General features: G+C 75.7%; 7 protein-coding genes and 3 pseudogenes. All 10 read left to right on the top strand.

The features are described from left to right. Nucleotides 1-2,546 (top strand): annotated as a pseudogene (locus Phou_RS51240) (type I polyketide synthase); the annotation flags it as partial. Nucleotides 2,547-2,558: 12 nt separating this feature from the next. Further along, nucleotides 2,559-4,535: pseudogene (locus Phou_RS51235) on the top strand (SDR family NAD(P)-dependent oxidoreductase); the annotation flags it as partial. A gap of 362 nt (nt 4,536-4,897) precedes the next feature. Continuing rightward, nucleotides 4,898-5,209: an acyl carrier protein gene (locus Phou_RS52910; protein ID WP_246273839.1), complete on the top strand. Its 312-nt coding sequence runs from the start codon at nt 4,898-4,900 to the stop codon at nt 5,207-5,209. Further along, a complete protein-coding gene (locus Phou_RS23990) occupies nt 5,206-5,661 on the top strand; it encodes a nuclear transport factor 2 family protein (protein WP_218579166.1) in 456 nt (151 codons plus the stop codon). Before Phou_RS52910 ends, Phou_RS23990 begins: the two co-directional genes overlap by 4 nt. Continuing rightward, the gene (locus Phou_RS23985; protein WP_173059082.1) at nt 5,654-6,148 is read left to right on the top strand and encodes a nuclear transport factor 2 family protein; all 495 of its coding nucleotides are present in this window, start codon (nt 5,654-5,656) and stop codon (nt 6,146-6,148) included. Before Phou_RS23990 ends, Phou_RS23985 begins: the two co-directional genes overlap by 8 nt. Before the next feature lie 105 nt (nt 6,149-6,253). Then, nucleotides 6,254-7,678, top strand: a complete 1,425-nt coding sequence (locus Phou_RS23980; RefSeq protein ID WP_173059079.1) for an NAD(P)/FAD-dependent oxidoreductase — start codon at nt 6,254-6,256, stop codon at nt 7,676-7,678. Between the two features lie 41 nt (nt 7,679-7,719). Next, nucleotides 7,720-12,318: pseudogene (locus Phou_RS23975) on the top strand (type I polyketide synthase); the annotation flags it as partial. 13 nt (nt 12,319-12,331) lie between these two features. Beyond that, nucleotides 12,332-13,201 (top strand): 3-hydroxyacyl-CoA dehydrogenase family protein, encoded by an 870-nt coding sequence (locus tag Phou_RS23970; RefSeq protein ID WP_173059073.1) that lies wholly within the window; start codon nt 12,332-12,334, stop codon nt 13,199-13,201. Further along, on the top strand, nt 13,198-13,482 hold the full coding sequence (locus tag Phou_RS23965; protein ID WP_173059066.1) for an acyl carrier protein: 285 nt from the start codon (nt 13,198-13,200) through the stop codon (nt 13,480-13,482). Before Phou_RS23970 ends, Phou_RS23965 begins: the two co-directional genes overlap by 4 nt. Then, entirely contained in the window at nt 13,475-14,599 is a 1,125-nt protein-coding gene (locus tag Phou_RS23960; protein ID WP_173059063.1) for an acyl-CoA dehydrogenase family protein, read from the top strand. The genes Phou_RS23965 and Phou_RS23960 overlap by 8 nt, the downstream gene beginning before the upstream one ends. The last annotated feature ends 12 nt before the right edge of the window (nt 14,600-14,611 follow it).

The raw sequence follows: 14,611 nt of genomic DNA, 5'->3' as shown, positions 1-14,611 counted from the left end.
ATGGAAGACGAACAGAAGCTGCGCAGCTACCTCAAGCGGGCCACCACCGACCTGCGGCAGGCCCGGCGCGAGCTGCGCGACCTTGCCGAGCGGCACCGTGAACCGGTCGCCATCGTCGCCATGGCCTGCCGCTTCCCCGGCGGCGTGCGCAGCCCCGCGCAGCTGTGGGAACTGCTGGCGGCCGGCGGCGACGCGATCGGCGACTTCCCCACCGACCGCGGTTGGGACCTGAGCGCGCTGTTCGACCCCGACCCCGACAGCCGCGGTACCAGCTACGCCACCCAGGGCGGTTTCCTCGCGGGGGTCGCCGACTTCGACCCGGAGTTCTTCGGCATCAGCCCGCGCGAGGCGGTCGCCATGGACCCGCAGCACCGGCTGCTGCTGGAGACCGCGTCGGAGACGCTGGAGAGCGCCGGGCTGACCCGCGAGGCGGTGCACGGGCGGGACATCGGCGTCTACGCAGGTGTCGCCGTGCAGGACTACCTGACGCTGATCAACGCCTCCGGCGCGGACGCCGGCGGGCACGTGGCCACCGGCAATCTGGGCAGCGTGGCGTCGGGCCGGGTGGCGTACACGTTCGGCCTGGAAGGACCGGCGGTCACTGTGGACACCGCCTGCTCCTCCTCGCTCGTGGCCCTGCACATGGCGGTACAGGCGCTGCGTGCCGGGGAGTGCTCGCTGGCGCTGGCCGGCGGCGCCACGGTGATGTCCACACCGGGCGGGTTCATCGAGTTCTCCCGCCAGCGCGGGCTGGCCCGGGACGGGCGGTGCAAGGCGTTCGCGGCCGAGGCGGACGGCACGTCGTGGAGCGAGGGTGCCGCGATGCTGCTGCTGGAACGCCTCAGCGACGCCCGCCGCGACGGTCATCCGGTGCTGGCGGTGATCCGGGGCTCCGCGGTCAACCAGGACGGTGCCTCGAGCGGCATCACCGCACCGAACGGCCCGGCCCAGCAGCGGGTGATCCGCCGCGCGCTGGCCGCCGCCGGCCTGGTGGCGGCCGAGGTGGACGCCGTCGAGGCACACGGCACCGGCACCCGGCTCGGCGACCCGATCGAGGCGCAGGCGCTGATCGCCACGTACGGGCAGGACAGGCCGGCCGCCGACCGTCCACTGTGGCTCGGTTCGGTGAAGTCCAACCTCGGGCACACGCAGGCCGCCGCCGGCGCCGCCGCGGTGATCAAGATGGTGCTGGCCCTGCGCCACGGCATGCTCCCGGCCACCCTGCACGTCGACGAGCCGACCCCGTACGTGGACTGGGACGCGGGCGCGGTACGGCTGCTGACCGATCCGGTGCCGTGGCCCGCGTCGCCGCGGCGCCCCCGCCGCGCCGGGGTGTCCTCGTTCGGCATCTCCGGCACCAACTGCCACATGATCCTGGAGGAAGCGCCACCCGAGGAGGTCGAACCCGGTGCGGCCGAACCGGTCGAGCCGGCCGGTCCGGTGCCGTGGCCGCTGTCCGCGCACGGCGACGCGGCGCTGCGTGCCCAGGCCGCCGGGCTGCTGGCGGTGACCGCCACGGCGAGCCCGGCCCGGATCGGGTACGCGCTGGCCACCACCCGCTCCACCTTCGCGCACCGGTCGGTCGTGCTCGGTGAGGAGGGCCTCGCCGCGCTCGCCGCGGGCGAACCGCATCTCGACGTGGTACGCGGCGTGGCACCGGCCAGCACCGGCAAGAGCGTCTGGATGTTCAGCGGGCAGGGCTCGCAGCGGGCGGGCATGGGCGCCGACCTGTACACCCGCTTCCCCGCCTTCGCCGCCGCGTACGACGAGGTGTGCGCGCTGATCGAGCCGCACCTGGGCCGGAAGCTGCGCGATGTCACCGGCGCCGACGTCCACCACACCACCTGGGCGCAGGCCGGACTGTTCACCCTGCAGGTGGCGCTGGCCCGGCTGCTGGGCAGCTTCGGACCGCGCCCGGACGTGGTGATCGGTCACTCGATCGGCGAGCTGGCCGCCGCGCACGTGGCCGGTGCGCTCAGCCTTCCGGACGCGTGCCGACTCGTCGCCGCCCGCGCGACGCTGATGGGGCGGATGCCGGCCGGCGGCGCGATGGCGACCGTCCACGCCACCGAGGACGAGCTCGCCGAGGACCTCGCCGCGCACCCGGCGGTCGTGGTCGCGGCCCGCAACACCCCGGTACCACCGTGCTGTCCGGACCGGCCGAGCAGGTCGACCGGCTCGTCGACGGGTGGCGCGCACGCGGGCGGCGGGCCCGGCGGCTGGCGGTCAGCCACGCGTTCCACTCCCCCGCGGCCGAGCCCATCCTCGACCCGTTCCGGGCGGCGATCGCCGGGCTGGACTTCACCGCGCCGCGCGTACCGCTGGTCAGTGGCCTCACCGGAGAGCCCGCCGCCGTCCTGGACGCCGACTACTGGACGGCGCAGATCCGCCAGCCGGTGCTCTTCCACCCGGCCGTCGCCCACGCCCACCAGGCATACCGGCCCGGCAGCTGGCTCGAGATCGGCCCGGTCGCCACGCTCGCCACCGCCGCCGGACACACCCTGCCGCCGGACGGCGACGCGCTGATCACCACCACCCTGACCGGCAAGCGACCCGACGTGGAGGCGTTCACCCGGTCCCTGGCCCAGCTGCACGTGGCCGGCGTCCCGGTCGACTGGGCGAGCTGGTACCCCGACCCGAAGCCGCGCGCGGCGCCGCTGCCGACGTACCCGTACCAACGGGAGCGGTACTGGATCAGCGGACCGGGCACGGCCGGCACGGACGTCCGCGCCGCCGGGCAGGACCCGCTCGGCCACCCGCTGCTGGCAGCCGCGGTACCCCTGCCGGACGGCGGCCTGGTGGCGACCGGGCAGCTACCCGCGGCCGGCGGCTGGCTGGGCGACCACACCGTCGGCGGCCAGGTGCTCGTACCCGGCGCCGCGCTGGCCGAGTGGGCGATCCGCGCCGGCGACGAGGTCGGTGCGCCAACCGTGGAGGAGCTGACCCTCCAGGAGCCGCTCTCCCTCCACGCGGACGGCGGCACCCGGGTGCGGATCTCGGTCGGTCCGGCGGATCCGACCGGCCGGCGCGACGTGTCGATCCACTCCCAGCCCGACGGCGCCAGCGGCTGGACCCGGCACGCGGACGGCGTGCTCGCCGCACAGACCGAAGCGCCTCCACCCGACGACCGGGTGACCTGGCCGCCGGCCGGCGCCGAGCCGGTCGACCTGTCCACGTTCTACGCCGAGGCGACCGGCGCCGGCTACGGGTACGGGCCGGCCTTCCAAGGGCTGCGGGCCGCCTGGCGACTCGGCGCCGACCTGCTGGCCGAGGTGTGCCTGCCCGAGGAGGCCGGCGACCCGGCGGGCTTCGGCGTGCACCCGGCGCTGCTGGACGCCGCGCTGCACCCGGCGCTGCTGATCCGGGACACCGGCGACGGCCGGGTGTGGCTGCCGTTCGCGTGGAACGGCGTGCGCCTGTGGGCCACCGGGGCCGCCACGGTACGCGCCCGGCTGTCCCCGCACACCGACCGCAAGGCGCTGCGGGTGGAGCTGTCCGACACCGCCGGCGCGCCGGTACTCACCGTGGACTCCCTGATGATGCGCCCCGCCGCACCCAGCCGGCTGCCCGCGCACCCGCATCTGTACACAGTGGACTACGAGCCGATCGCCCCGGCCGGACCGGTCGCCGTCGAGGTGGCGCGCGTCGCCCCCGGCAGCGGCCCCGCCCCTGCCGCGCAGGCCCTGCGCCTGGTACGCGACTGGCTCGCCGCGCACCCGGACGGCGACGGGCGGCTCGTGCTGCTCACCCGCGGTGCGGTACCGGTCGACGGCGCGGGCGCGGACCCGGCCGCCGCCGGCGCGTGGGGCGTCCTGCGCAGCGCCCAGTCCGAGCACCCGGGGCGCCTCGTGCTCGTCGACATCGGCGACGACGGCGACGAGCGAGCCGTGGCCGGCGCCGTCGCGACCGGCGAGCCGCAGCTCGCGATCCGGCGTGGCCAGCCGTACCGGATCCGGCTCCACCCGGCCACCGGCGCCCGCGAGCAGGAGCCGCCGCGCCTGGACCCGGACGGCACGGTCCTCGTCACCGGCGGCACGGGTGCGCTCGGCGCGCTGGCCGCCGAGCACCTGGCCCGCGAATGGGGCGTCAAGCACCTCCTGCTCGCCAGTCGGCAGGGCCCGGCGGCACCCGGCGCCAACCGCCTCCGGGAGAGGCTCGCCGCCGCCGGCGCGGAGGCGACCTTGGCGGCGGTGGACATCGGCGACGAGGACGCGGTGGTCCGGCTCGTCGCCGGCATCGACCCGGCGCACCCGCTGACCGGGGTGGTGCACGCGGCCGGCGCGGTCGACGACGCGATGCTCGACGCGCAGGACGAGCGGCGGCTGGCGACCGTGTGGCGCGCCAAAGCCGGCGGCGCGGCCGCACTGCACGCCGCGACCGCCGGGCTCGACCTGGGCATGTTCCTGCTGTTCTCCTCGGCGGCGGCCACCCTCGGCTCGCTGGGCCAGGCGAACTACGCCGCCGCGAACGCCTACTGCGAGGCCCTCGCCGCGAAGCGGCGCGCGGCCGGGCTGCCCGGCCTCGCGATCGGCTGGGGTGCCTGGGCCACCGCCGGCGGCATGACCGCGGGGCTCGGGGACGCCGACCGGGCGCGGATGCGGCGGGCCGGGGTGATCCCGCTCGCCCCCGCGAGGGCCTGGCCCTGCTCGACGCCGCCTGCCGCCATCCCGCCGCTCACCTTGTCGCCGCCGCGTTCGACCCGAAAGCGCTGGCCGGTCTCCCGACCGAAGCGGTACCGGCGCCGCTGCGCGGCCTCGCGGGCACCGCCCGCCCGGCTCGGCGTGCCGCGGCCACCACCGCGACGCCGCCGACCGACTGGGCCGCCCGCCTCGCCGCGCTGCCCGAGGCGGAGCGCCACCGCGTCCTGCTCGAGCTGGTCCGCACCCATGCGGCGGCGGTGCTCGGGCACCGGGACGCCGCCCGCGTCGCCGCCGACCGCGGCTTCCTGGAGCTGGGCTTCGACTCGCTCACCGCGATCGACCTGCGCAACACCCTCGGAGCGGCGACCGGGCTGCGGCTGACCAACACGCTGATCTTCGACCATCCCAACCCGGCCGCGCTCGCCGACCACCTGCGCGACCAGCTGCTGCCGGCGCCCGCGGCGGCCGTACCGGACCCGGTGGCCGAGCTGCGTACCGCCAGCACCGAAGAGATCTTCGCGTTCATCGACCGGAACCTCGGCAGACAGCAGGTGGGAGGCGCCGCGTGATCGACGAGTACGCCCGCAAGAAGCTGGCCCTGGAGCACTCCCGCCTACTCAGCGCGGGAGACCTCGACGGGCTGATGCGGCTCTACGGGGATGACGTCACGTTCGAGGACCCGGTCGGCGCGGGTACGCGTACCGGGCGGGAGGCGCTGCGGGCGCACCTGGCCGAGGCGGTGGCCGCCGGGGTCCGGGAGACCGCCGGCGAACCCGTGGCCGGGCAGGACGGCCGGCACGCGCTGGTACCGGTGACCGCCGTGATGGACTACGCGCCGCGTGGCCCTGGGTACGCCCGGCGGGGCTGGCTGGCGCCACCGGAAGAGCCGGACCGGCAGCGGCTGCGCTGCGAGTACATGCTCATGATCCAGACCGGACCGGGCGGGCTGATCAGGTCGATGCGCGCGTACTGGGGCCGGTCCGACATCACCGTGCTGGACGCGGAGGCCGGCGATGCCTGACGAGGAGACCCGCAAACGGATCGTGCTGGAGTACGCCGCCCGGATGAACGCCGGCGACGTCGACCGGGTCCTGGAGCTGTTCGCCGACGACATCGTCTTCGAGGACCCGGTCGGCATCACCCCGATCGTCGGCCGGGAGGCGGTACGCCACCACATCGCCTGGTCGATCGCGTTCAAGGTGCACGAGACCCCGGGCCGGCCGGTGTGTGCCATGGACGACCGCCAGGTGTCCCTGCCGATGGTGGTGACCGTACAGATCCCGACCCGGCTGGCGTTCCGCATCGTCAGCGTGATCGAGGTCGGCGACGACGATCTGGTGCACCGCGCGCGGGCCTTCTGGGGGCTGACCGACACCACGGTCGGCGACGGTTCCAAACCGACCGGGGTGGCCGAGTTCATGGAGGTCACCGCGAGCCTGGCGCGGCTGAGCACCGAGCGTTTCGGCGCGGCCGGCCCGCCGCCGTCGCGCAACGGCGCCCTCCCGTGAGCCCGCGCCGGCGCTCGCGCAAGGGCGGCGCAAGAGCAGCTTAAGAACCGGCCACAAGCATCGACTACGGCGCGAGCCGCCGGAGGAAGAGGGCAGGGCGAAGCGATGAGCAGACCCGCACACGCGATCGTGCTGGGCGGCGGCTGGGCCGGGATGCTGGCGGCCCACGCGCTGTCCCGGCACCTGGACACCGTCACCGTCGTGGAACGGGACACGCTGCCGGACGGGCCGGAACACCGCAAGGGCCTGCCCCAGGCCCGGCACTGCCACCTGCTGTGGTCCGGCGGTGCCCGGATCGTCGAGGAGCTGCTGCCCGGCGCGTTGGACCGGCTCGACGCCGCCGGCGCCCGCCGCATCGGTGTGCACAAGGACCTCGTCACGCTCACCGCGCACGGCTGGCAGCACCGGTTCGAGGCGGCCCAGTACGCGGTGATGGTCAGCCGGCCGATGCTCGACTTCGTCATCCGCGAGCAGATCATGGCGCTCGGCCGGGTCCTGCTGCGGCAGGGCGTCGAGGCGGTACGGCTGCTCGGCGACGCCCGCCGGATCACCGGCGCCGAGGTCCGCACGGTGCACGACGGCACCACCGAGGAGCTGACCGCCGACCTCGTCGTCGACGCCACCGGGCGCGGCTCGCGGCTGCGGCACTGGCTCGCCGCGCTCGACGTACCGCCGATCGACGAGGACATCGTGGACGTCGGCATCGGCTACGTCACGAGGATTTTCCAGGCCCCCGAGGGTGCGAGCACCGGCTTTCCCGCGCTGAACGTGCTCGGCGACTACCGGGTACGAGAGCCCGGCTGCAACGGGGCCGTGTACCCGATCGAGGACGGCCGCTGGATCGTGACCCTCTCCGGCACCCGCGGCGCCACGCTGCCCGCCACCGACGCGGACTTCCTGCCGTTCGCCCGTTCCCTGCGCGACCCGCTGGTGGCCGACGTGCTGGAGCGGGCCGAGCCGCTGACCGGCGTGTTCACCTCGCGCATCGGCATCAACCGGCGGCTGTACCCGGAACGGTTGGAGGCGTGGCCGGACGGGTTGCTGGCGTTCGGCGACTCGCTGGCCGCGTTCAACCCGATCTACGGGCACGGGCTGAGCGCCTCCGCGCGCGGCGCCGCCGTGCTCGACGGCCACCTGCGCCGGGGCGAGTGGCGCATCCGGGACGTACAGCGCGCGGTCAGCACCGCGGTGGACGACGCCTGGATCATGGCGACCTCCCGGGACATCTGCTATGTCAACTGCCGCAACCTCGCCAGGGACCCCCGCCTCACCGGTGGCGCACTGTCCCGCCAGCGGTTCACCGAGGCGCTGGCGGTCAAGGCGATCCGAGCACCCCGGGTGTCCGAAGTGGTCACCGACGTGACCAGCCTCGCGGTGCCGCAGGCGGAGCTCGGCACCTCCCGCTTCCTGACGTTGATGCAACAGGACCCGCTGCTGCCGGAGCTGACCGGCCCGCCGCTGGACCGCGACGAGCTCGCCTTGGTGAACCTTGTCCCGCGCGGCGCCGTCGCCGCCGCACCGCGTCTGTGACCGTGCCGGTAAGGAAGGCCGCTGCGATGAGCAATGAAGAGAAGCTGGTCGAGTACCTGCGCTGGACGTCGTCCGAGCTGGCCCGGGCACAGCAGCGGATCGCCGAGCTGGAGTCCGGAGCCGGCAACGGGTCCGCGGCGGAGCCGGTCGCCATCGTGGGGATGGCCTGCCGCTACCCGGGCGGGGTGAACAGCCCGGACACGCTGTGGGACCTGGTACGCGGCGGGGGCGACGCGATCGGCGCCTTCCCCACCGACCGCGGTTGGGACCTGGACCGGATCTACCACCCGGACCCCGCGCACCGCGGCACCACGTACAGCCGGGAGGGTGGCTTCCTGGAGGATCCGGCGGCGTTCGACGCGGCCTTCTTCGGGATGAGCGCGCGCGAGGCGCTGGTGACCGACCCGCAGCAGCGGCTGCTGCTCGAGGTGGCCTGGGAGGCGGTGGAGAACGCCGGCATCGACCCGCGCTCGCTGCGCGGCACCAGCACCGACGTGTACGCCGGGCTGATGTACCACGACTACGCCGCCCGGCTGGACGAGGCGCCGGAAGGCCTGGAGGGGTACCTGGAGCACGGCAACGCCGGCAGCATCGCCTCCGGCCGCATCGCGTACGTGTTGGGACTGCAGGGCGCCGCCGTCACCCTGGACACCGCCTGCTCCTCCGCGCTCGTCGCGGCGCACCTGGCCGCCCAGGCGCTGCGCCGCGGCACCACCGCGCTCGCCCTGGCCGGCGGCGTCGCGGTCATGCGCACACCCGCCACGTTCCTCTCCTCCGCCGGCCAGCGCGGCCTTGCCGCCGACGGGCGGTGCAAGTCGTTCGCCGCGGACGCCGACGGCATCGGCTGGGGCGAGGGCGCCGGCATGCTGGTGCTCGAGCGGCTCTCCGACGCCAGGCGGCACGGGCATCCCGTGTACGCGCTCATCCGCGGCACGGCGGTCAACCAGGACGGCGCCAGCACCGGCCTGGCCGCCCCGAACGGACCGGCGCAGCAGCGGGTGATCCGCGCCGCGCTCGCCGACGCCGGCCTCGGGCCGTCCGATGTGGACGCTGTCGAGGCGCACGGCACCGGTACGCCGCTCGGCGACCAGATCGAGGTCAAGGCGCTCCAAAGCACCTACGGGCAGGGGCGGGACCCCGACCGTCCACTGTGGCTCGGCTCGGTCAAGTCGAACCTCGGACACACCCAGGCCGCCGCCGGCGTCGCCGGGATCGTGAAGATGGTGCAGGCGCTGCGCCACGACACGCTCCCGCCGACCCTGCACGCCGCCGACCCGACCCCGCATGTCGACTGGTCCGCCGGGGCGGTGCGGCTGCTGACCGCGCCGCTGCCCTGGACACCCGACCCGGCCCGCCCCCGGCGCGCCGGCGTCTCCTCGTTCAGCATCAGCGGTACCAACGCCCACCTGATCCTGGAGCAGGCACCGCCGCCCGAGCCGGCCCGACCCGCCGCGCCGCTGCCCGGCCAGGTCGCGCTGGTACCGCTTTCCGCCCGCGCCTCGGCCGCCCTGCGCGCGCTCGCCGGCGCGGTCGCCGCGCTGCCCGAAGCGGACCCGGCCGCCATGGCCTGGTCCGCCGTGACCACCCGACCCTCCTTCGAACACCGCGCGGTGGTGGTCGGCGAGAACGCCGCCGACATCCGCGCCGGGCTCGAGGCGCTGGCGACCGGCCAGCCGCACCCGGCGGTCATCGACCCGGGCGCGGCGGTGACCGAGGGCGGCGCGGTCTGGCTGTTCACCGGCGAGGACGGGCACCGGGAAGGCGCCGGCACCGCGCTACGCGCGGCGTTCCCCGCGTTCGCGGCCGCCCACGACGAGGTACGCGGCTTGCTCGCCGCGGCGAGCGAAGCGGGCGCGGCCAGCAGTGCCCCGGACGGCGCCGCGCTGGAGCCGGCCGCCGAGCTGTTCGCGCTCCAGGTGGCGCTGGCCCGGCTGCTGGCGACGTTCGGCCTGCACCCGTCCGCCGTGGTGGGGCACTCGGCCGGTGAGCTCGCCGCCGCGCACGTGGCCGGCGTGCTCGACCTGCCCGACGCCTGCCGGCTGCTCACCGCTCGGCTGGCGCTGCTGCGGTCACTGCCGGCGGGCGGCGCGACCGCGGTCATCGAGGCCAGCGCCGCCGAACTCGCCCCCGACGTGGCCCGCGGCGGTGGCGCGGTGGCGGTGTGCGCGGTCGACGCGCCTCGCGTCACCAGGCTCACCGGCGACGCCGAGGCGATGACCCGCATCACGACCGCCTGGGCCGGTCGCGGGCGCAGGGTTCGACACCTGCCGCAGGCCCAGCTGGCGCACTCCCCGCTGGTCGAGCCGGCGCTGTCCGCCTTCGCCGAGGCCATCGCCGACCTCGGCTACCGGACCCCGCACACCACCGTGGTCAGTACCCGCACCGGAGCGCCGGCCGGCGAGTCGATCGCCACGCCCGGCTACTGGGTCCAGCAGGTACGCGAGCCGGTCGCGTTCGGCGCGGCGGTGGCGGCGACCGCCGGGAGCGCCGTCGCCTACCTGGAGCTGGGCCCGGACCCGGTCGTGGCCGCCGCGGCGAAGGAGGCGCTGGGCCGCACCGCGCCCCCGGTGCTCGCCCTGATCAACCACCTGCAGGCCGAGCCGCGCGCGCTGGCGCTGGCCCTGGCCCGGCTGCACACCACCGGCGTGGACGTCGACTGGCGGGCCTGGTTCACCGCCGAGGCGACGCCGCCGGTGATCGGCCTGCCGACGTACCCGTTCCAGCGTGACCGGCTCTGGCTGGACCTGCCCGCCCCGGCCGCCGCGCCCGGCGACGGCGACGCCGAGTTCTGGGACGCTGTGGCCACCGGCGACGCCGGCGTCCTGGCCCGCGCGATCGGCGCCGACCCGGACGAGGCGGCGCTGCTGGCACCCACCGCCGCCGCGCTGGCCCGCTACCGGCGGGGCCTCGGCTGGCGGTACCGGATCGCGTGGCAGCAGCTGCCCGACCCCGTCGCGCCCCGGCTGGCCGGCGGCTGGGTTGTCGTCTCGCCGGGCGGCGCGGCGGCCGAGGCGGCGGTGTTGCGCGCGCACGGCGCCGAGGTCGTCGAGGTGACCGGTGCCGCCCCGGAGGCGGTGGCCGAAGCGGTCACCACGAACGCCGCCGCGGGCGTGCTCAACCTGCTCGACACCGCCGGCACCGTCACACTGCTGCGCCACCTCGACGACGCCGGGCTCGTCGCTCCGGTGTGGACGGTGACCCGCGGTGCGGTGGCGGTCGGCGGCGCCGACCCGGTGACCGACCCGTACGCGGCCGGCCTGTGGGGCATGGGCGGCGAGCTGGCCGCCGCGCACGCGCACTGCTGGGGCGGGCTCGTGGACCTGCCGGAGGCGCTGAACGAGCACACCGGCCGCCGCCTGGCTGGCCTGCTCGCCGGCGCCGGCGAGGACCAGGCCGCGGTACGCCCGGACGGCGTACACGCGCGGCGGCTGCTGCGCGGCTTCGCGACCGGAGCGGCAACGCCCTGGCGCCCGTCGGGCACCGTCCTGGTCAGCGGTTCCGGTACCGCCCTGGGCGCCCGGTTGGCCGACTGGGTCGCCGAGTCCGGCGCCGCTCGGGTGATCCGTGCCGACGACCCCACCGAGCTGTCCGGCGTGTCCGCGGTGGTGCACGTGGCCGGCCCGGACGATCCACTGCCCGCCGCCGAACGGCTCTGCGCGCTGGCGGTCGACGCCGGCCTACCCACGCTGGTGATCATCGCCGACGCGGCCGGCGCGTTCGGCGGCCCGGGAGCGGCGAGCGCCGCACGCCTGGCCGCGCTGGCCGAGCGGTGCCGAGGGCTCGGCGTGCCGGCGGTGTCCATACTGGTCGGTCCAGTCGGCGACGGCGAGCCGGCCGAGTCGGGCCTGCGGCCGCTGCCCGTCGCGGCGCTGCCCCCCATCGTCGCCGCGGCGGTCGGCGCCGGTACCCCGATCACAGTCGTCGCGGACGTGGACTGGGAACGCGTCGTCAAAGCCACCGAGCTGGGCGGCGGCCGCCTCTTCGCGGCGCTCCCCGACGCCGCACCCGGCTCCCGTACCACCGGCCCGGACACGGCAAGCGGCGCCCCGTTGCCGGAGCGGCTGGTCGCGTCGCCGGCGCACGAGCGCGAGCACCTGCTCCGCGAGCTGATCCGCGCCGAGGTCACCGACGTCCTCGGACACCCCGTCGACGACCACGCCAACTACCTCGAAAACGGCCTCACCTCACTGACCGCCCTCGAACTCACCCGCCGCCTCACCGACGCCACCGCCCTCGACATACCCCTGATCGCCATCGTCGACAAACCCACCACCAACGAGCTCGCCGCGCACCTGACCACCCTGCTGCCACCGCCGCCGCCGGATGCGGTGCCGCTGCCCGAGCGGCTGGCGGCCGCGCCGGGCGACGAGCGCGAGCACCTGCTCCGCGAACTGATCCGCGCCGAGGTCACCGACGTCCTCGGACACCCCGTCGACGACCACGCCAACTACCTCGAAAACGGCCTCACCTCACTGACCGCCCTCGAACTCACCCGCCGCCTCACCGACGCCACCGCCCTCGACATACCCCTCATTGCCATCGTCGACAAACCCACCACCAACGAGCTCGCCGCGCACCTGACCACCCTGCTGCCACCGCACCGGGGCGTACGGCCGGCCGGCGCCCTGAGCCCGGCCTGAGACGGAGGCGCGCATGAACGAGCGGGAGACGGCCCGCCGGGTCGCGGTGTTCGGCGGCGGCGTGATGGGCGTGGGCATCGGCACGCTGCTGGTCGGGCACGGTGTCCCGGTCACGCTGATCGAGGTGGACCGGGAGCGGGCCGCCCGGGCGCGCACCGGCATCGCCGGGCAGCTCAGGCACGCCCAGCTCATGGGCGTACTGCCGCCGGACCGGCCCGCCGGGGATCTGGCCACCGGCGTCTCGGTCACCGACGCGGCGGGCAGCACGGTCGTGATCGAGGCGGTCACCGAGGACAGCGGGCTGAAGGCAAAGCTCCTCGCCGAGGTGGCCGCGGTGGTCGCCGCCGGCACCCCGCTGGTCACCAACACCTCGTCGATCCCGGTGGACGAGCTGGCCGGCGCGCTGCCCGACCCCACGTCCCTCGTCGGCACCCACTTCATGAACCCCGCCTACCTCATCAAGGCGGTCGAGGTGATCCGCGGGTCGCGGACCGGCGAGCCGGCGATGGCTGCGGTGACCGCGCTGCTCACCTCGATCGGCCGGGCACCGACCGTCGTCCGCGACGCGCCCGGCTTCGTCACCAGCCGCCTGCTGCACCCGATGATCAACGACGCGGTACGCGTGGTGCAGGAAGGTACCGCCGGCGTCGAGGACGTGGACGCGTTGATGCGCGGATGCCTGGGCCACCCCACCGGCCCGCTGCGCACCGCCGACCTGATCGGGCTGGACAACCTCGCCGACTCGCTGCGGGTGCTGTACGAGCGCACCGCCGACCCCGGCTGCCAGCCCGCCGAGCTGCTGCTGCGCAAAGTGCGCGACGGCCACCTCGGCCGCAAGTCCGGCCGGGGCTTCTACGACGACTACGGGAGGGCTTTGCCGTGACCGACACACCGTCCGAGCGGCCGGGCGCGGACCAGATCGCAGCCGGGGTGACCGCGTTCCTGCACGAGCGCGTCAAGGTCACCCCGGATCCGGAGCAGGACCTGTTCGCCGCCGGGCTGGTCTCCTCGATGTTCGCCATGGAGCTGGTGGTCCATCTGGAACGGGAACACGACATCGTGATCGCCGGCCCCGACCTGGTGCTGGACAACTTCCGCTCGGTGCGCCGGATGACCGACCTGGTGCTGCGACTGCGCGAGGAACCGGTGGCCAGCGGTGCCTGACCAGTACCTGGCCGAGGCGACGGCACTCGTCGACGAGCTCGTCGGCGACCAGGCCGGAGCCTGGGACAGCGCCGGCGCGCTGCCCGAGCCGGTGCTGCGCAAGCTGGGCGCCGCCGGTCTGCTGTGCGCGCAGGTACCCGCCCGCCACGGCGGGCGCGGCCTGACCAGCCTCGCCAACGGCGAGCTGACCGCGCACGCCGGCAGCCGCGACAGCTCCCTGCGCAGCGTGATGACCTCTCAGGGGATGGCCGCGTGGGCGATCCAGCGGCTCGGCTCCGCGCCGCAGCGGGCAACCTGGCTGCCCGCGCTGGCCCGGGGCGAACGGCTCGCCGCGGTCGGCTTCAGCGAGCCGGGCGCCGGCAGCGACCTGTCCACGATGGACACCCGGATCGCGCCGGACGGGGACGGCGTCAGGCTCGACGGGGTGAAGGTCTGGATGACCGCGGCCGCGTACGCCGACGTCCTCGTCGTCTTCGGCCGGTACGGCGACGGCGGCGCCGCCGCGCTCGTGCCCGTGGACGCGCCCGGGGTACGCGTGGAGCCGGTGCCCGAGCCGATGGGCTGCCGCGCGGCCGGCCACGCCACCGTCCATCTGGACGGGGTCCGGCTGCCCGCCACGGCCCTGCTCGGCGGCCCGGGGCAGCCGCTGTCGCTGCCGGTCACGATCGCGCTCGCGTACGGCCGGATGTCGGTGGCCTGGGGCTGCGTGGGCATCCTGCGCGCCTGCCTCGCCGCGGCGGCCGGCCACGCCGCGACGCGTACCCAGTTCGGCCGGCCCCTCGCCGAGCACCAGCTCGTGGCCCGCCACCTGGCCGAGCTGTACACCGCCGAGCAGGCCGCCACCCGCGCCTGCGAGCACGCCAGCCGCTGCTGGGACGCCGGCTCCCCGGAGTCGGTGACCGCGACCGTGCTGGCCAAGTACACCGCCTCCACCCACGCCGCCGCCGGTGCCGCCACCGCGGTGCAGGTGCTGGCCTCGGCCGGCTCCCAGGACGGACACGTTGTCGCGCGGGCGTACCGGGACGCCAAGCTCATGGAGATCATCGAGGGCAGTTCCGAGATCTGCCAGCTCATCATCGCCCGACACGCCGTGGCGAGCGCCGCGGCGGGTGCCTAGACCGGAAGGACC

The sequence above is a fragment of the Phytohabitans houttuyneae genome (genome assembly GCF_011764425.1).
Classification (GTDB): domain Bacteria; phylum Actinomycetota; class Actinomycetes; order Mycobacteriales; family Micromonosporaceae; genus Phytohabitans; species Phytohabitans houttuyneae.
This window is presented reverse-complemented; position numbering and strand designations above follow the sequence as displayed.

Excerpts from the sequence above, each read along its gene's own strand:
- Phou_RS23980 (WP_173059079.1), top strand. The coding sequence starts at position 6,254 with ATGAGCAGACCCGCACACGCGATCGTGCTGGGCGGCGGCTGGGCCGGG.
- Phou_RS23985 (WP_173059082.1), top strand. The coding sequence starts at position 5,654 with ATGCCTGACGAGGAGACCCGCAAACGGATCGTGCTGGAGTACGCCGCC.
- Phou_RS23970 (WP_173059073.1), top strand. The coding sequence starts at position 12,332 with ATGAACGAGCGGGAGACGGCCCGCCGGGTCGCGGTGTTCGGCGGCGGC.